Source organism: Pseudomonas fluorescens, assembly GCF_000802965.1.
GTDB lineage: Bacteria > Pseudomonadota > Gammaproteobacteria > Pseudomonadales > Pseudomonadaceae > Aquipseudomonas > Aquipseudomonas fluorescens_A.
Genome location: NZ_JSAK01000013.1, coordinates 73,193 through 90,576 on the forward strand (window position 1 = coordinate 73,193; position 17,384 = coordinate 90,576).

General features: G+C 60.4%; 14 protein-coding genes. 11 read left to right on the plus strand and 3 right to left on the minus strand.

Annotated elements, in window-relative coordinates:
• Positions 1–36: 36 nt before the first annotated feature.
• From hrpB to argE, 4 genes are all read left to right on the plus strand, one after another.
• Positions 37–2,553, plus strand: a complete 2,517-nt coding sequence (gene hrpB / locus NL64_RS11215) for an ATP-dependent helicase HrpB (protein WP_034148154.1) — start codon at positions 37–39, stop codon at positions 2,551–2,553.
• 472 nt (positions 2,554–3,025) lie between these two features.
• A complete protein-coding gene (locus NL64_RS11220; RefSeq protein ID WP_034148155.1) occupies positions 3,026–3,385 on the plus strand; it encodes a DUF6124 family protein in 360 nt (119 codons plus the stop codon).
• 117 nt (positions 3,386–3,502) lie between these two features.
• Positions 3,503–4,180, plus strand: coding sequence for a DUF1028 domain-containing protein (locus NL64_RS11225; RefSeq protein ID WP_034148156.1), 678 nt, complete (start codon positions 3,503–3,505; stop codon positions 4,178–4,180).
• Positions 4,173–5,336: an acetylornithine deacetylase gene (gene argE, locus NL64_RS11230; RefSeq protein ID WP_034148157.1), complete on the plus strand. Its 1,164-nt coding sequence runs from the start codon at positions 4,173–4,175 to the stop codon at positions 5,334–5,336. Before NL64_RS11225 ends, argE begins: the two co-directional genes overlap by 8 nt.
• Positions 5,337–5,432: 96 nt before the next feature.
• On the opposite strand, the gene NL64_RS11235 is transcribed toward argE, so the two are convergent.
• Entirely contained in the window at positions 5,433–6,353 is a 921-nt protein-coding gene (locus NL64_RS11235) for a LysR family transcriptional regulator (RefSeq protein WP_034148158.1), read from the minus strand.
• A gap of 229 nt (positions 6,354–6,582) precedes the next feature.
• Here NL64_RS11235 and NL64_RS11240 point away from each other — a divergent pair, with 229 nt between their 5' ends.
• The 6 genes from NL64_RS11240 to NL64_RS11265 all read left to right on the plus strand — a co-directional run bounded on the left by NL64_RS11240 (position 6,583) and on the right by NL64_RS11265 (position 14,333).
• Complete coding sequence (locus NL64_RS11240) at positions 6,583–8,073, plus strand: aldehyde dehydrogenase (RefSeq protein WP_034148159.1); 1,491 nt, start codon at positions 6,583–6,585, stop codon at positions 8,071–8,073.
• A 148-nt stretch (positions 8,074–8,221) separates the two neighbouring features.
• The gene (locus NL64_RS11245; protein ID WP_034148160.1) at positions 8,222–9,277 is read left to right on the plus strand and encodes an ABC transporter substrate-binding protein; all 1,056 of its coding nucleotides are present in this window, start codon (positions 8,222–8,224) and stop codon (positions 9,275–9,277) included.
• A gap of 101 nt (positions 9,278–9,378) precedes the next feature.
• Positions 9,379–10,824, plus strand: coding sequence for an APC family permease (locus tag NL64_RS11250; protein WP_052321240.1), 1,446 nt, complete (start codon positions 9,379–9,381; stop codon positions 10,822–10,824).
• Positions 10,825–10,852: 28 nt separating this feature from the next.
• Positions 10,853–12,235 (plus strand): aspartate aminotransferase family protein, encoded by a 1,383-nt coding sequence (locus NL64_RS11255; RefSeq protein ID WP_034148161.1) that lies wholly within the window; start codon positions 10,853–10,855, stop codon positions 12,233–12,235.
• A gap of 335 nt (positions 12,236–12,570) precedes the next feature.
• Positions 12,571–13,836 (plus strand): flavin-containing monooxygenase, encoded by a 1,266-nt coding sequence (locus tag NL64_RS11260; protein ID WP_034148162.1) that lies wholly within the window; start codon positions 12,571–12,573, stop codon positions 13,834–13,836.
• Between the two features lie 71 nt (positions 13,837–13,907).
• On the plus strand, positions 13,908–14,333 hold the full coding sequence (locus tag NL64_RS11265) for a RidA family protein (protein WP_034148163.1): 426 nt from the start codon (positions 13,908–13,910) through the stop codon (positions 14,331–14,333).
• A gap of 121 nt (positions 14,334–14,454) precedes the next feature.
• Here the strand turns inward: NL64_RS11265 and NL64_RS11270 are convergent, their stop codons facing one another.
• Both NL64_RS11270 and NL64_RS11275 read right to left on the minus strand, forming a co-directional pair.
• Positions 14,455–15,534 (minus strand): endonuclease/exonuclease/phosphatase family protein, encoded by a 1,080-nt coding sequence (locus tag NL64_RS11270; RefSeq protein ID WP_034148164.1) that lies wholly within the window; start codon positions 15,532–15,534, stop codon positions 14,455–14,457.
• A 66-nt stretch (positions 15,535–15,600) separates the two neighbouring features.
• Positions 15,601–16,275 (minus strand): YciC family protein, encoded by a 675-nt coding sequence (locus NL64_RS11275; RefSeq protein ID WP_034148165.1) that lies wholly within the window; start codon positions 16,273–16,275, stop codon positions 15,601–15,603.
• Positions 16,276–16,453: 178 nt separating this feature from the next.
• Here NL64_RS11275 and NL64_RS11280 point away from each other — a divergent pair, with 178 nt between their 5' ends.
• Complete coding sequence (locus NL64_RS11280; RefSeq protein ID WP_034148166.1) at positions 16,454–17,221, plus strand: DUF2076 domain-containing protein; 768 nt, start codon at positions 16,454–16,456, stop codon at positions 17,219–17,221.
• Positions 17,222–17,384 lie beyond the last annotated feature (163 nt).

Here is a 17,384-nt window from a genome sequence, read left to right on the forward strand (position 1 = left end):
TCGCCGTATACTCGCGCCCTCTGTTTGGGAGCCAGCATGATTTCTTTGCCGATTGATGAAGTTTTACCCGCCCTGCGTGAAGCACTCGCTACGCGCCATGAAGCCGTGCTCGAAGCACCGCCTGGCGCCGGTAAGACCACCCGCGTGCCGTTGGCCTTGCTCAATGAGACTTGGCTGGCCGGGCAAACCATTCTGATGCTCGAACCGCGCCGTTTGGCGGCGCGGGCGGCGGCGGAGCGGTTAGCCAGTGAGCTGGGTGAGAAGGTTGGCGAGACTGTGGGGTATCGCATTCGGCTCGACAGCAAGGTGGGTCCCAAGACGCGAATTGAAGTGGTCACCGAAGGCATTCTCACCCGGCGCTTGCAAGATGACCCGGCGCTGGAAGGCGTGGGGTTGCTGATCTTCGATGAATTTCACGAACGCAGTCTCGACGCCGATCTGGCGTTGGCCCTGAGCCTGAACGGTCGGGAACTGTTCCGTGACGACCAGCCGCTGAAAATCCTCTTGATGTCGGCAACGCTCGAAGGCGAACGCTTGGCCGGGCTGCTCGACGACGCGCCGATTTTGCGTAGCGAAGGGCGCATGTACCCGGTGGCGATGCGCTGGGGCCGACCGTTTCAGGCCGGTGAATTCATCGAGCCGCGACTGGTGCAGACCATTCTCGAAGCCTTGAACGACGAAACCGGCAGCGTGCTGGTGTTCCTGCCGGGGCAGGCGGAAATACGGCGCGTGCATCAGCAATTGGCCGATGCGCTGGGCGATAACCCTCAGGTTTTACTCTGCCCGTTGCACGGCGAACTGGACCTCGCCGCGCAACGTGCGGCGATTGATCCGGCGCCACCGGGCAAGCGCAAAGTGGTGCTGGCCACCAACATCGCCGAGACCAGCCTGACCATCGATGGCGTGCGCGTGGTGATCGACGCCGGGCTGGCGCGGGTGCCGCGATTCGATCCCGGCAGCGGCATGACCCGCCTCGACACCCAGCGCATTTCCAAGGCCAGCGCCACGCAACGCGCGGGTCGGGCCGGGCGACTGGAGCCGGGTGTGTGTTATCGCTTGTGGTCGCAGGATCAGCACGAGCAACTGGCGGCCTACGGCAGTGCGGAAATTCTTTCGGCGGATCTGGCCGGATTGGCCTTGCAACTCGGTCGTTGGGGCGTGACGCCCGGGCAATTGGTGTGGCTCGATGTGCCACCCGCTGCCGCGTATGCACAGGCGCAGGACTTGCTGGATCGACTGGGTGCTCTGGAGGGCGAAGCGCTGACCCGTCACGGTCAGGCCATGGCCGAATTGCCGGCGCATCCGCGCATCGGCCATTTGTTGTTGCGCGGTCAGGCGCTGGGGTTGGCGGACATGGCTTGCGATGTCGCGGCGTTGCTGGGCGAGCGCGATATCTTGCGCGGCGCTGGCGCGGATTTGCACAGTCGGCTGGTGCTGTTGTCCGGTGAAGAACGCGCCGCTCGCGGTGCTCAGGGCGGGGTGCAGCGAGCGCGGCAACTGGCGCGGCAATATCGCGGTTATCTGCGTGGCAAGGCGTCGGAACCGGTCAGCGATCCGGACCATCCGCGTTGGCTCGGGGCGCTGCTGGCGCTGGCCTATCCCGACCGCGTTGCCCAGCAACGGCGGGCCGGTGGTGCCGAGTATCGTTTGGCCAACGGTCGCGCGGCGTTGTTCGCTGAAGCAGACAGTTTGATGAAGCAAGCGTGGCTGGTGATTGCCGATCTGGGCAGTCGTCAGGGGCAGCGTGAAGAGCGGATTTACCTGGCGGCGGATTTCGATCCGGCGCTGTTCGATTCGGTGCTGGCCGAACAGGTGCGCGTTGTCGACCAACTGGATTGGGACGAGCGCGAAGGCGTGTTGCGCGCCGAGCGCCAGCGCAAGGTTGGTGAGCTGATCCTCAGCCGCGAACCGCTGACCGGGCTCGATGAAACTGCACGCAGTCAGGCGCTGGTCAATTTGGTGCGACGCAAAGGTCTGGAGCTGTTGCCGTGGACACCGGACCTGCGCCAATGGCAGGCGCGGGTGGCGTTGTTGCGTCAGCTGGATATGGCCGGCAAGGGCGAAAGCGAATGGCCGGACGTCAGCGACGCTGCGCTGCTCAAAAACCTCGAACACTGGCTGATGCCGTATCTGGGCAAAGTTTCGCGGCTCAGTCATTTCGCCAATCTCGACCTGTCGAGCATCGTCCACAACCTGCTGCCGTGGCCGCTGCCGCAGCGGCTCGATGAGCAGGCGCCGCATCATTTGAGCGTGCCGTCGGGCTCGTCGATTCGCCTGGATTACAGCGAGCAGCCGCCGATCCTCGCGGTGCGTTTGCAGGAGTTGTTCGGCCTGGCCGAAACCCCGCGCATCGCCGGTGGCCGGCAAGTGGTCAAGCTGCACCTGCTGTCCCCGGCGCGGCGACCGGTGCAGGTGACGCAGGATCTGGCGAACTTCTGGCGCAGTACCTACGCCGAGGTGAAGAAGGATTTAAAGGGGCGGTATCCGAAACACTATTGGCCGGATGATCCGTTGGTGGCCGAAGCCACGGCACGCATCAAACCGCGCAAATAATCCCACGTCCCCTGTAGGAGCTAGCCTGCTCGCGATGGTCGTGAACGATAACGCGTAAATCCAGATGCTCAGCGGCGTCCTTGAGCCTTTCGCGAGCAGGCTCGCTCCTACAGGTTTACCGGCGCAGGGCTCGTGTTTAAAGGCGTTTAAGGATACTTCCTGCAAGCTACAAGACCTTGCGCCGTTGCCTACGGGTACGCCAGAATCCGCCGGCTTGTGCGCTTTGGAGGCCATCGGTAACTTGATTCGTGTCACTGCTCATCAGTGACCGGGTTTAGTCGCCCGGCTATCCATTCACGGTTGCATAAGTGTCATCCAGTCAGGTGTTCACCTGTACTTGATGGTGGCTGTGCGCATGGCGCCCTCGGGCGCGCCGGGTTTGGGTGGTTTACCGGTCGACTAACTTGCGCACAGCCGCCTCCCTTTCGTTTAGTCGCGAGATGGTCACGGCCTCACTTGAGGTTAATTGCCCATGTTCAAACCTACACCGAACCCGCCAGACACCGATCCGGCATCCCCATACGACCCCGATTCCAAAAAACTCAACGAGGCCGCCGAACGCGCCCTCAACTTCCACTTCCCCTCGACCGCCGACATCAAAGCTACACCGCGTACCGTCAGCACCCTGTTCACCGTCGACCCAGAAGCCACGACCGAAACCCTTATGGTGTATCTGGTCGAAACGCTGGCCTCGGTGGATGTGATGGTCCATCAATTGGTCGATCACCTGGACGGTGGTTCACGCAATGCCCTGCTAGGGATTTCCAACAGCGTGATGCTGGCGGAGATCACGGCCAATCGCGTGCTGGATCAGATTGATCCGCCTGAATAACACGACAGGCCTGACCAGTTTTTTCCTTCCCCAAAGCCACAAAAAACCTGCTTTCTCCCATTCCAGTGCATGCACAGAATGCAGTTGCGCGTGCATTGGAATTTTAAGGAGTGAGTCATGACGTTCTCGATTATCGGACGCTGCCCTGAAACCGGGCAGCTCGGTATTGCCATCAGCTCTTCAAGCATTGCGGTTGGCGCTCGCTGCCCATGGGCGCGGGCGGGTGTCGGTGCGGTGTCTACGCAGAACATTACGCTGCCGGCGCTGGGGCCGCAGATCCTGGACTTGCTGGAGCATCAGCATCTGGAACCTGAAGCGGCGCTGGACAGGGCGCTGACGTCCAACGGCTGGAGTCAGTACCGGCAAGTGACGGTGATCGATGCGTCGGGCCGGATTGCGCTGTTCAGCGGCAAGGAGTCGCTGGGTGTGCACAACGCGGTGAAAGGCGAGCAGTGTGTCGCGGCGGGTAACCTGCTCAGCGATGTGCGGGTCATCGAGGCCATGGTCGTGGCGTTCGAGGCCGAGCCGGGTCAGTTGGCGGACCGTTTACTGGCGGCCATGCACGCGGCGATGGCGGCCGGTGGCGAGGCAGGGCCGGTTCATTCCGCCGCGCTGAAAGTGGTGGGTGACCATACGTGGCCGATCATCGACTTGCGGGTTGACTGGGCCGAGGAAGATCCCATCGGACAGCTTGACGGCCTCTGGCAAGCCTATCAGCCACAAATGCAGGACTACCTGACGCGCGCACTCAACCCGACGACGGCGCCGAGCTACGGAGTGCCGGGCGATGAGTGAGGCGTCCAGCCGCGACCTGCTGGAACGCCTGATCGGTTTCGCCACCGTCAGCCGCGATTCCAACCTGGAATTGATTCGTTTCATCGAGGCGTATCTGGCCGGGCATGGCGTTCAGAGCGAGCTCTTTTTCAACGAAGAAGGGACCAAGGCCAATCTGTTCGCGACTATCGGCCCGCTCATTTCCGGTGGCGTGGTGCTCTCCGGTCACACCGATGTGGTGCCGGTTGACGGGCAGGCCTGGACGGTCGATCCGTTCCGGCTGACGGAAAAGGATGGACGCCTGTACGGTCGCGGCACGGCGGACATGAAAGGGTTTATTGCCTCGGTGCTCGCGGCGGTGCCGAGCTTTGTGCAGCGTCCGCTTCTGCGGCCGGTGCACCTGGCGTTTTCCTACGATGAAGAAGTCGGTTGCCTGGGTGTCAGGCCGATGCTCGCCGAGCTGGAGAAGCGTCCGTTCAAGCCCCGACTGTGCCTGATCGGCGAGCCGACGGAGCTGAAACCTGTGCTGGGTCACAAGGGCAAGTTGGCGATGCGCTGCGAGGTGCGCGGTGCCGCGTGCCATTCGGCGTATGCGCCGTACGGGGTGAACGCGATTGAATATGCCGCGCAGTTGATTGGCCAGTTGGGCGTTATCGGTGCCGGGCTCGCGCATCCTGATCAGCATGACGAACGATTTGATCCACCGTTTTCGACGGTGCAAACGGGTGTGATCAAAGGTGGCCGGGCGTTGAATATTGTTCCTGCTGAATGCGAGTTCGATTTTGAAGTCAGGGCGCTGCCGGACTTTGATGCTCAAGTCGTTGCGGACCAGCTCCAAACCTACGCCAAGGAACATGTACTGCCGAAGATGCGCGCGGTGCAGGCGGACACGGATATTCGATTGCGGCCACTGAGCGCTTACCCCGGGCTGGCGACGCCGCCGGAGAGTGAGGCGGCGCGGCTGCTGGCGCTGTTGAGCAATTCATCAGAGTTTGGAACGGTCGCGTTTGGCACTGAGGGCGGGTTGTTTGATCAGGCCGGGATTCCCACGGTGGTGTGTGGGCCGGGGAGCATGGATCAGGGGCATAAGCCCGATGAGTTTATTGCGCTGGAGCAGTTGAGCGGTTGTGATGCGATGCTGGTGCGATTGGCTGACTACCTGTGTGGCGACATCTAACTGTAGGAGCGAGCTTGCTCGCGATGGGCTCAAGAGCGCCGCGTTTAGCCAGTAAACACGCGTTATCGTTAACGACCATCGCGAGCAGGCTCGCTCCTACAGGGGTTCTGCTACTTTCTGGGTCAGTTGCTCACGGCAGAAATCCACGAACAACTGCGCAGGCTTGGTCAGTTGACTGCGTTTGAGGTGGGCGGATGCCAGGCCGGACATTGTCACCGGTTCTTTGATGTTCACCGAGATCACCTTCTTGCCATCGTAGGTGCATTCCGAGTGCGGGCGGGTGACCAGGATCGAGAAGCCGAAACCCTGGCCGACCATGCCGCGCACCATCTCGATCGAAGGTGAGCTGAACACGATGTTGGGCGTCAGATCCAGTTCGTGGAACAGGCTCACGAAATAAGTCCGGCTCGGCTGCACATCGAGCAGAATCATCGGCTCGCTGCACAGGTCCCGCAGCGATACTTCTTTCTGGTCGGCAAAGCGGTGGCCTTCAGGCAGCAGGATGTAAGGCTTTTGCGGTGGCATCAGCGGCGTGGTCTGGATGGTGCCGTCCAGCCCGTGATCGTAGAGGAAGGCCACGTCGAAAGTGCCTGCGGTCAGGCCTTGCACCAGCTCTTGTTGTTCGCCATCGCGAATGCGGATGTCCACGCCCGGGTACAGCTTGCGAAAACCGGCGATCAGTTGTGGCAAATACAACGGCGCGACGGTCTCGAAGCAGCCGATGTCGATTTGTCCGGACACCGTGTCGTTATCCGCCAGCGCATTCTGTTCAAACTCCCGGGCCATCCGCAGCAGTTCCTGCGCCTTGTGGTAGAAGCGCGTGCCGGTGGGCGTCAGGGAAACGCCCTGGGCGTGGTGGCGGATGAACAGTTGGACGTTGAATGACTCTTCCAGACTCTTGATCGCCGTGGAAACGGAAGGCTGCGCGATGTACAGCTGTCGCGAGGCTTCGGCGACGCTGCCGGCTTCTACCGTTGTGACGAAATACTTGAGTTGCCGCAATGTATAGGAAGCCACACGCACCTCGTTTTGCACTGTTTTGCGCTGAAAGACCGGATGGCCGTCGCACAGATTGTTGACTGAACCTTACCCTATGCGGGTTCTGGACTGGGGCAGCGCTTACCCAGTTTTTTCTTATACCCCGAGCACATTTTTAATAATTTTCCTCTGCGTACGGTTGCCGCACTATCTCTCCAACCTCTGATAACAACCCCGACCACCCAGGCGGTCGTAAAGGGAGCGTAGCGTGTTCGACCTCGACTATTGGCAGCAACGAGCTGCCCGGCAAACCTTCTCTGATAAAGCCTTGATCGATGGCCGGCAGGTCGCTGCCGCTTCAGGCGCGACCTTCGATTCGATCAACCCGGCGACCCATCAGTTGCTTGCCCGTGTCGCCGCGTGTGGCGAAGTGGAAGTGGAACTGGCCGTGCGCAGTGCGCGTCGCGCTTTCAACGAAGGCCCGTGGGCACGGATGGCACCGGTCGAGCGCAAGCGGGTGATGCTGCGTCTGTCCGAGCTGGTGCTGGCTCACCGCGAAGAGCTCGCGCTGCTGGATTCGCTGAACATGGGTAAGCCAGTGATGGACGCCTACAACATCGACGTCCCCGGTGCCGCCCATGTGTTCGCCTGGTACGGCGAGTCGCTGGACAAGCTGTACGACCAGGTCGCCCCGACCGCGTCATCGGCACTGGCGACCATCACCCGTGAAGCGCTGGGCGTTGTTGCGGCCGTCGTGCCGTGGAACTTCCCGCTCGACATGGCTGCCTGGAAACTTGCCCCGGCGCTGGCGGCCGGCAACAGCGTGGTGCTCAAGCCTGCCGAGCAATCACCGTTCTCGGCGCTGCGTCTGGCCGAACTGGCGCTGGAAGCCGGTTTGCCGCCGGGCGTGCTGAACGTGCTGCCGGGGCTGGGCGAATCCGCCGGCAAGGCGCTGGGCTTGCATCCTGACGTCGACTGCCTGGTGTTCACCGGGTCGACTCAGGTGGGCAAATACTTCATGCAGTACGCCGCGCAATCGAACCTCAAACAGGTGTGGCTGGAGTGTGGCGGCAAGAGCCCGAGCCTGGTGTTCGATGATTGCCGTGATCTTGATCTGGCGGCGGAGAAAGCGGCGTTCGGCATCTTCTTCAATCAGGGCGAGGTGTGCTCGGCCAACTCGCGGCTGTATGTGCAGAACTCGGTCAAAGATGAGTTTATCGAGCGTCTGTTGGAGAAAGCCAAAGCCTGGATGCCCGGCGATCCACTTAACCCTGCAAGCCCGGCTGGCGCGATCGTCGATTCGACCCAGGCGTCGTGCGTGATGAGTGCGATCGAACGCGCCCACGAAGACGGCGCCCGACTGCTTACCGGTGGCCGTCGCTTGAGCTTCAACGGCTCCGACAACTTTATCGAGCCGACCATTTTTGCCGACGTTGATCATGACTCGCACCTGTCCCGTGAAGAAGTGTTCGGGCCGGTGCTGGCGATTTCCACCTTCGACAGCGAAGAACAAGCGGTGCGCCTGGCCAACGACAGCATCTATGGCCTGGCCGCTTCGGTGTGGAGCGACGATCTGAATCGCGCACACCGAGTGGCGCGTGCACTGAAGGCCGGCACGGTTTCGGTGAATACCGTGGACGCCCTCGATGTCAGCGTGCCGTTCGGTGGTGGCAAGCAATCGGGTTTCGGCCGGGACCTGTCGTTGCACTCGTTTGATAAATACACCCAGTTGAAAACCACCTGGTTTCAATTGCGTTGAGTGTTTCCTGAGTGAATAGCCGCACGTTATTTGCGTGCGGTTAAAGAATAAAAAGATGTTCTCGCGCGGCTTGTAGTGCGCGTACTTGCGGCCGCGTGGTCGTGACTGCCTCAGTAACTAATCACAATTAAAAAGTGAGGGAGCTTCCATGTTCAAATATTCAACTTCGAGTGTTACAGCAGCGGCTGGTTTAACTGCGCTACTGGTCGGTACGGTGCCGGTTATTGCACAGGCCGAAAGTCTCACGGTTATTTCGTTCGGTGGTGCGACCAAGGCGGCGCAGGAGGGGGCTTACTTCAAACCCTTCGAACAAAGTGGTGCTGGCAAAGTGGTGGTCGGCGAGTACAGCGGAGAACTGTCCAAAGTCAAAGCCATGGTCGATGTCGGCCAGGTCAGCTGGGACGTGGTCGAAGTGGAAAGCCCTGAGCTGCTGCGTGGCTGTGAAGAGGGATTGTTTGAGCGGCTGGACCCGGCGCTGATCGGCGATTCAAAAAACTATTTGCCGGGCGCGGTCAGCGAGTGCGGCGTGGCCAGTTACGTGTGGTCGATGGTGCTCGCCTACAACTCGAACAAGGTCAGCGCAGCGCCCACGTCCTGGGCGGACATGTGGAACCTGCAGCAATTCCCCGGCAAGCGCGGCCTGCGCAAAGGCGCCAAATACACGCTGGAAGTGGCGCTGCTCGCCGACGGGGTCAAACAGGATGACCTGTACAAAGTGCTGGGCACCAAGGAAGGCGTGGACCGGGCGTTTCACAAGCTCGACCAGATCAAGCCATCGATCCAGTGGTGGGAAGCCGGCGCCCAGCCGCCGCAATGGCTCGCGGCCGGTGACGTCGTGATGTCGGCCGCCTACAACGGCCGGATTGCCGTGGCGCAAAAGGAAGGTTCGAAACTGGCCATCTCTTGGAACGGTCACCTCTACGATCCTGATCACTGGGCCATCGTGCGCGGCAGTCCGAACAAGGCGCTGGCCGAGCGTTTCATCGTGTTTGCCAGCCAGGCGAGCGGCCAGAAATCTTTCTCCACGCAGATTCCTTACGGTCCGATCCGCAAGGACGTGCTGGCGCAACTACCGGCCGACACGCTCGCCCAACTGCCCACGGCTCAAGCCAATTTGTCTGAAGGCCAACTGGTGGATGCCACGTTCTGGGTCGATCACGGCGAAGAGTTGGAGGAACGTTTCAACGCCTGGGCGGCCCGCTAAGCCGCTGCTCTCATCAATCGCCACTCAAGGATGAGTCGCGATGTTTATCCCTGCCTTCCACGCGAAGGCGATCAACAACAAGAAAACACGGGGAGTTTGTCATGAGTTCAAGTACAACCGCGTCCATCCAGGCGCCGTCCGGTGGTTTGCGCCGGGTCCTGGGGCTGGGCTCGTTGCTGGCCGTTGCGGTGGGCGTCGTGGTGTCGCAAGGCGTGATGGTGCTGATGCTGCAAGGCGCGGGCATCGCCGGTTTCGGTTTTATCATTCCGCTGGCCATCGCCTATGTGTTGGCGATCACTTATGCCTGGTCGTTTTCCGAGCTGGCCTTGATGATCCCGCGGGCGGGCAGCCTCAGCAGTTACACCGAAGTGGCGATCGGGCATTTCCCGGCGATTCTCGCGACCTTCTCGGGCTACATGGTGGTGGCGATGTTTGCGCTGTCCGCCGAACTGCTGTTGCTGGATCTGGTGATCAGCAAGGTCTATCCCGATGTCATTCCGCACATGGTGGTGGCCTACGGCTTGCTGGGGTTGTTCACCGTTTTGAACCTGTTCGGCATTGATGTCTTCGCCAAACTGCAGAATGTGCTGGCGCTGGTGATGGTGGTGATACTCGTCGCCATGGGCCTGGCGTCACTGAGTAACGGCCAGGCGAGTTTGCAACTGCCGCTGGATCAGGGCTGGAACCCGCTGGAGTTCGGCGCAATCACCTTGGCGGCCATGGCTGTCTGGGGTTTTGTCGGGGCGGAATTCGTCTGCCCGCTGGTGGAAGAAACCCGCAATCCGGAGCGCAATATTCCACGCTCGATGACCATTGGCTTGACGGTGATTTTCGGCGTGATTGCCTTGTATTGCTTCGGCGCTTTGCTGTGCATCCCGCGTGAGCAATTGGCCAGTGATGCCTTGCCTCATTACCTGCTGGCCACCACGGTTTTCGGTGAGGCCGGCAAGTTGTTCCTGGTGGTAGCGGCCATTACCGCGACTTGCAGCACCGTGAATTCGTCCTTGGCGGCCTTGCCGCGCATGCTCTACGGCATGGCGCAAAATGGTCAGGCATTTCCGCAATTCAAGAAGCTTACGGCGCGTGGTCGTACGCCGTGGGTGGCGGTGTTGTTCGTTGCAGCGATCACCGGCCTGCCGATCCTCATTCTGGGGCACGACGCTGCCGCGATCAGCTTGCTGCTGTTAGCCGCCGCGCTCGCCTGGTTACTGGCCTACATCATCGTGCACATCGATGTAATCGCCTTGCGCCGGCGCTATCCCCATCTGGCCCGTCCATTCCGCTCACCGTTTTATCCATGGCCACAGGTCGTCGGCATTCTGGGCATGCTGTTTGCGATCTACCACGTGTCGCCAACGCCAGAGATGACCGCCAGCATTTTCGGTTGCGCCGGTGTGGTGCTGGGCGTGATATCGGTGATTGCCGTGGTGTGGGTCAAGTTCGTGATGCGCAAACCACTGTTCACGCCAGAGCCACTCATTCAAAACCAATCCCAGGGCAACGACGTGCCGAAGATGACACCGATCGCCACGGTGTCCGGGAACTGAACCTTTATTCAATTCAGGAGAATAAGAGATGACAACTGACTACAAACCCCAGCGCGAAACCAAGGACTATCAAGCGGCCGACGCCGCCCACCACATTCACGCATTCCTCGATCAGAAGGCGTTGAACGAAGAGGGGCCGCGCGTGATCGTCGGTGGCGACCGTCTGCATCTGTGGGACAACGACGGCAATCGTTACCTCGATGGCATGTCCGGTTTGTGGTGCACCAACCTCGGTTATGGGCGCAAGGATCTCGCCGCAGCGGCGACCCGTCAGCTGGAACAGTTGCCGTACTACAACATGTTCTTCCACACCACTCACCCGGCCGTGGTCGAGCTTTCCGAACTGCTGTTCAGCTTGCTGCCCAAGCACTACAGCCACGCGATCTACACCAACTCCGGCTCCGAGGCCAACGAGGTGCTGATCCGCACTGTGCGCCGTTACTGGCAGGTGCTCGGCAAGCCGCAGAAGAAGGTCATGATCGGTCGCTGGAACGGATACCACGGCTCTACCCTGGCGGCCAGCGCGATGGGCGGGATGAAGTTCATGCACGAAATGGGCGGGGTGATTCCTGACGTCGCGCACATCGATGAACCCTACTGGTTCGGCCATGAAGGTGATCTGACGCCCGCCGAATTCGGCCTGCGCGCCGCTCAACAACTGGAAAGCAAGATTCTCGAACTGGGCGCGGAGAACGTCGCTGCCTTCATCGCCGAACCGTTCCAGGGCGCTGGCGGCATGATCTTCCCGCCAGAGAGCTACTGGCCGGAAATCCAGCGAATCTGCCGCAAGTATGACGTGCTGTTGTGTGCTGACGAAGTGATCGGTGGCTTCGGACGCACCGGCGAGTGGTTCGCGCACCAGCACTTTGATTTCGAGCCGGACACCCTGTCGATCGCCAAGGGCCTGACGTCGGGTTACATCCCCATGGGCGGACTGATTCTGAGTCGGCGCATGGCCGAAGTGCTGGTCGAGCAGGGCGGTGTGTTTGCCCACGGCCTGACCTATTCCGGTCACCCGGTGGCGGCGGCCGTGGCGATTGCCAACCTCACGGCGTTGCGCGATGAGGGCGTGGTCAGCCAAGTGAAGAGCGACACTGGCCCGTACTTTCAGCAGTGCCTGCGCGAGGTGTTTGGCAATCACCCGCTGGTGGGTGAGATTCAGGGTGTCGGCCTGGTCGCGGCGTTGCAGTTTGCCGAGGACAAGGCGACCCGCAAGCGCTTCGCCAACGAAGGCGACATCGCCTGGCGTTGCCGCACGATTGGCTTTGAAGAGGGCGTGATTATTCGCTCGACGCTTGGCCGCATGATCATGGCACCGGCATTGATCGCGACCCGCGCTGAAATTGATGAATTGGTTGGTAAGACTAAAATTGCCGTCGATAGAACCGCTAAAGAAATCGACGTGCTCTAAATAACGAGCAGGCTCGCTCCATTACTGTAGGAGCGAGCCTGCTCGCGATGGTCGTTAACGATAATGCGTATTGCATGAATGAATGCGGTGCTTTCAAGTTCATCGCGAGCAGGCTCGCTCCTACAGTGACTGTGTTTATCCAGAAAGTACCGAACTTAGTTGTTGGTTAGTTTTTTCATGGGCAGCAACTACAAAAATCATAATTTCGTTCTTGGCATTCGCTAAGCACAATAAAACTACCCCGCCTGCAAAGTTGTTTACGCGGAATTAATTATTCAAACAGCAGAACTGTCGCGACATGTCGCGCCATAGTCGCCTCTCTGAAGGACACAAGCATGAATGATAAAAAGATAGAAATAGATACGCTTGTTGTCGGTGCCGGCCAGGCTGGCGTCGCCATGAGCGAGCACCTGAGCAAACTCGGTGTGCCGCATCTCGTCCTTGAGCGTAACCGCATCGCAGAAGCGTGGCGCACCGGGCGCTGGGATTCGTTGGTTGCCAACGGCCCGGTCTGGCACGACCGCTTTCCCGGATTGTCTTTCGAAGACCTGGAACCGGATGCCTTCGCCTCAAAAGATCAGGTGGCGGCTTATTTCGAAGCCTATGCCGAGAAATTCGAAGCGCCGATTCGTACCGGTGTAGAAGTCAAAAAGGTTGTACGCAACGCCGATCGCCCAGGCTTCACCATCGAAACCTCCGAAGGCGTGATTCAGGCCAATCGCGTGGTGGCCGCGACCGGCCCTTTCCAGCGCCCGGTCATCCCACCGATTGCGCCGAAAGACAGCACGATCACGCAGATTCACTCGGCTCAATATTTCAACCCGCAGCAACTGCCCGAGGGCGGCGTGCTGGTGGTAGGCGCAGGCTCTTCCGGGGTGCAGATCGCTGATGAGTTACAGCGCGCCGGTAAACAGGTTTATCTTTCGGTCGGCCAGCATGACCGTCCGCCTCGCGCCTATCGCAACCGTGACTTCTGCTGGTGGCTCGGGGTTCTGGGGCTGTGGGATCTGGAAACCATGGAGCCGGGTCGTGAGCACGTCACTATTGCGGTGAGCGGCGCGCGTGGCGGGCAGACCGTGGATTTCAGAGTGCTGGCCCAGCAAGGCGTCAAACTGGTGGGGCTGACCCAGTCGTTCAACGACGGCGTGGTGACGTTCCAGCAGGACCTCGCGCGCAACATCGCTGCCGGAGACGAGAATTACCTGTCGCTGCTGGATGCCGCAGATGCCTACGTGGCGCGCAACGGCCTCGACCTGCCGGAAGAGCCCGAAGCTCGCTTCACCCTTCCTGATCCTGACTGCGTTACAAACCCGATTCTTGAACTGGATCTGGCGGAAGCGGGTATCACCTCGATCATTTGGGCCACCGGCTATGCAGTCGATTACAGCTGGCTACAAGTCGACGCCTTCGACGACAAGGGTAAGCCTCGTCATCAACGTGGCGTGTCGAGCGAGCCCGGGGTTTATTTCGTCGGTCTGCCGTGGCTGTCGCGCCGGGGTTCGAGCTTTATCTGGGGCGTTTGGCACGACGCCAAACACGTCGCCGGGCACATCGCGACCCAGCGCCAGTACCTGGAATACCGCGACCCATCGCAGCGCTGAGAATCGATCGAAGGAATGGCCTGCCGGCCATTCCCATAACCTTATCAATCAAGTTTCAGGGGAGTCAGTTGATGCCTACTCACACGCGAATTCGCATGTTCAATACCAAAGACACCTATCCCAATCAGTCGCTTGATAACGATCTTTGCCAAGCCGTACGCGCTGGCAACACGGTGTATGTACGCGGCCAGATCGGCACCGATTTCGACGGCAACCTGGTGGGCCTTGGTGATCCGGGCGCGCAAGCGGAACAGGCGATGAAAAACGTCAAACAGCTTCTGGAAGAGGCGGGCAGCGATCTGTCCCATATCGTCAAAACCACCACCTACATCATTGACCCGCGCTACCGCGAGCCGGTGTATCAAGTGGTGGGCAAGTGGTTGAAGGGCGTGTTCCCGATCTCCACCGGCCTGGTCATCTCCGGGCTCGGCCAACCGCAATGGCTGATGGAAATCGACGTGATCGCGGTCATCCCGGACGACTGGAAAAAAGACTGACTTGTAGGAGCTGTCTCGCGAAGCGAGGCTGCGATCTTTTGACTTTGATTATTAAGATCAAGATCAAAAGATCGCAGCCTCGTTTCACTCGACAGCTCCTACAGGTTTTGTGTCCGGCGGGTTATGGCGCGGCGGGCAGGAGGAACCGCGCAATCACCGGCAGATGATCGGAGATGCGCAAGGTATCGTCCTGTCTCACCGTTGCCTCGACCCGTTTGATGCGCGGGCTGTAGAACAGGTAGTCGACCGTGCGGTCCGGGCCGCTCACACCCGGATCGTTCGGGTAATGGGTCAGCCAGCGCGCGCGGTCGGCTCCGCCGGCTTCGTTGTTGGTGGGGATCATCGGGTATTTGTCCCACAGCAGATGCAGCGCGCTGTCGGCGGAGTAGGGCGTGCGTTGTTCGTCGGGCAGGCGCTGAAATTGCCCCAGCGGCAGCAAATTGAAATCGCCGCCGATCAACCACTGCGTGCCACGGCTTTCAAATTTGTCGAGGAACCTGGCCACGGCCGAGATTTGCCTGTTCACGCTATCGTCAGGTTGCGCTACGCGGTCCAGATGGGTGTTGAGAATGGCCATCTGGCCGCCGTCGCTCAATGGCAGGTAAGTGACCAGCAAGGCGTTTCTCGGGCTGAACTGGCGGCTGACGAGGTTGCCCTGGATGACTGGCAGTTGCAGGCGTTCGGCGTGTTCGATCTGGTAGCGGCTGAGGGTCGCCAGTTGCCGGCCGACGCTGCCGAAGATGTGCAGGTCAGGGACGAAGTCGGCTTTCCAGTCGAAGGCATGGGTGCTGCAGGGGTAAAGATCGGCGACCCGTTCCTGGAGCAATTTGAGCTGGTTCTGATAAGCGCTGGCCTTGGCGCCGTCATCGAGCTCCTGCAACAGCACGACGTCCGGCTCCTCATCGCGAATCACGCGCGCCACTTCATCGAGGCTGAAAGCCATGTCTTCCGTCGTGGGGGATTCATCGGTTCCGGCCGCCAGGTCATTCCAGAACACGTAACGCTTGCCCGCCAGGTACTGGACGTTCCAGGTCATGACTTTCAGCGCCTGGCCGGGAGCCAGGGTCGGTGCCTGAGTGCTGCAACTGACCGGCAACACTTCCTTGGCGTCGGGGCGCCAGGTCAGGCTGTAGATCATCACGACGATCAGGCCGATGACGATCAACGATCCCAGCAGGGTGTAGCGCAGTAGTCGGGTCATGGCTCGGCTTATAGCGTTACGAAAGTTGACCCCGAGCATACCCGACTGACGGGCGGTCGCCCACGGTCAACGTGGCCCATCGATTTTTTCCGGTACTTCGCTGATCAGCATGAACAGCCGGAACAGCACCACGCTGGTGAACAGTTGCAGGAAGCTGTGGGCACTGTCGATCAACAGCGAGACCACCGGGTTTTGCGGCTCGGGGTAGACCGCCAGCGTCGCGCCCTTGAGCAGCCACAAAGGCGCCATCACACACAGGATGCACACCAGGATGCGCAGGAAATGCCCACGGGTCAGGCGCAGGCTTTCCTTCATTGCCGCCAGCGGGGCTAGGCCACGCAACACCAACAGGTATTCGCCGAACGCCAGGGTCACCATCAGGTAGATACCCGGCAGGAAGTACAGCGACAGGCCGAGCAGAATCAGCAAGGTATTGAGCGCCGTCAGCACGGCGAAGCGCGGCCACAGGTAAGCGGACCTCGACAGCAGGGCGCGAGTGCTCGGCGATTCGCCACGGCTGCGGGCGTCGAGAAACAGAATCAGCGCGGCGGTGTACAGCGGATAAACCAGCAGGCCGACCATCACGCTGATACCGGGAAAACTGTCCGGCTCGGTGGAGCGGTCGACCACTAGCTGCAACAGCGCCTCGAAAATCACCAGCGGCAGGCACAGCTGCACGATCTGGCCCAGATTGCGCTTGAAGAAATAAAGGGAGTCACGCAGCACATCTAACGGATTCATCAGTCGGTATCGCAGGTGGAAAGCAGTGGCCCACTTTAACCGATGATGTGAGGGAGGGCGCAAACGTAAACGTTCGGTAAAGGACATTGAAACGACTTGTTTCAGCCTCCATTAAGGTCGGGCACCTTATCCTCTGTGGATAAAGGCAACGATTTCCCCGGCAATCTACGAGGTCGCCATGAACAGCGAAGAACAAACCCTGATCGATGGACTGTTTTCCCGGCTGCAACAGGCCGAAACGGACTCAGCCCCGCGCGACGCCCAGGCCGAGGCGCGGATCAAGGAACACCTGACACGCCAGCCGGCGGCAGGTTATTTCATGACCCAGGCGATTCTGGTGCAAGAGGCGGCGATCAAGAGCCTTGATGAACAGAACAAGCAACTGACCGCGCAAGTCCGGCAATTGCAGGCCGACCTGCAACAGGCCAAGGCGCAAGCGGCGCCGGCTCCGGCGCCGAGTGGCGGTGGTTTCCTGTCGAGCATCTTTGGTGGCGGCAATCGTGATCCGCAACCTGCGCCCGCGCAAAGTGCGCCGGTGTCGAGCGGTGGCGGCTGGCGTGAGCCGGCGCGTCCGGCATTCAACTCGCAGCCGCCCCAGCAAAACTTCGGCACGCCGCAGCAAAACTACGCACCGCAACAGCAGGCAGCGGCGGGCAGCAGTTTCCTCGGTGGCGCGCTGAAAACCGCGGCCGGCGTCGCGGGTGGCGTGATGCTGGCACAAGGCATCAGCAGCCTGTTCCATCACAATCAGCAACCGGAAGAAATCGTCGAAGTCATCAAGGAAGAACCGGCCCAGGTCAACGACCAGAGCAACAACGGCTGGGGCGACGACCAGCGCATGGCCGGTAACGATTCCTACGGCAATGACCAGGGCGGTTTTGCTGACGCCAACTACAGCGATGACAGCTCATCGTTCTTTGGCGGAGACGACGACTCCTACGTCTGAAAACCCCGAACCTGTGGCGAGCGAGCTTGTTCGCGCTGGGTCGCGAAGCGGCATCCTGCTCTGTGTTTAGAAAGAAGCGGGTCTGCTACGCAGCCCAGCGGGAGCAAGCTCCCTCGCCACGGGTTTTCATTTCATAGTGCCATTCGTCTGGGCTGCCCAAGCG

Bases quoted from the DNA above. Each gene is read 5' to 3' on its own strand.
- NL64_RS11275 (WP_034148165.1), bottom strand. From the start codon at position 16,275: ATGAATCCGTTAGATGTGCTGCGTGACTCCCTTTATTTCTTCAAGCGC.
- NL64_RS11260 (WP_034148162.1), top strand. From the start codon at position 12,571: ATGAATGATAAAAAGATAGAAATAGATACGCTTGTTGTCGGTGCCGGC.
- NL64_RS11250 (WP_052321240.1), top strand. From the start codon at position 9,379: ATGAGTTCAAGTACAACCGCGTCCATCCAGGCGCCGTCCGGTGGTTTG.
- NL64_RS11265 (WP_034148163.1), top strand. From the start codon at position 13,908: ATGCCTACTCACACGCGAATTCGCATGTTCAATACCAAAGACACCTAT.
- NL64_RS11270 (WP_034148164.1), bottom strand. From the start codon at position 15,534: ATGACCCGACTACTGCGCTACACCCTGCTGGGATCGTTGATCGTCATC.
- NL64_RS11225 (WP_034148156.1), top strand. From the start codon at position 3,503: ATGACGTTCTCGATTATCGGACGCTGCCCTGAAACCGGGCAGCTCGGT.
- NL64_RS11220 (WP_034148155.1), top strand. From the start codon at position 3,026: ATGTTCAAACCTACACCGAACCCGCCAGACACCGATCCGGCATCCCCA.
- NL64_RS11255 (WP_034148161.1), top strand. From the start codon at position 10,853: ATGACAACTGACTACAAACCCCAGCGCGAAACCAAGGACTATCAAGCG.
- hrpB (WP_034148154.1), top strand. From the start codon at position 37: ATGATTTCTTTGCCGATTGATGAAGTTTTACCCGCCCTGCGTGAAGCA.
- argE (WP_034148157.1), top strand. From the start codon at position 4,173: ATGAGTGAGGCGTCCAGCCGCGACCTGCTGGAACGCCTGATCGGTTTC.
- NL64_RS11280 (WP_034148166.1), top strand. From the start codon at position 16,454: ATGAACAGCGAAGAACAAACCCTGATCGATGGACTGTTTTCCCGGCTG.
- NL64_RS11245 (WP_034148160.1), top strand. From the start codon at position 8,222: ATGTTCAAATATTCAACTTCGAGTGTTACAGCAGCGGCTGGTTTAACT.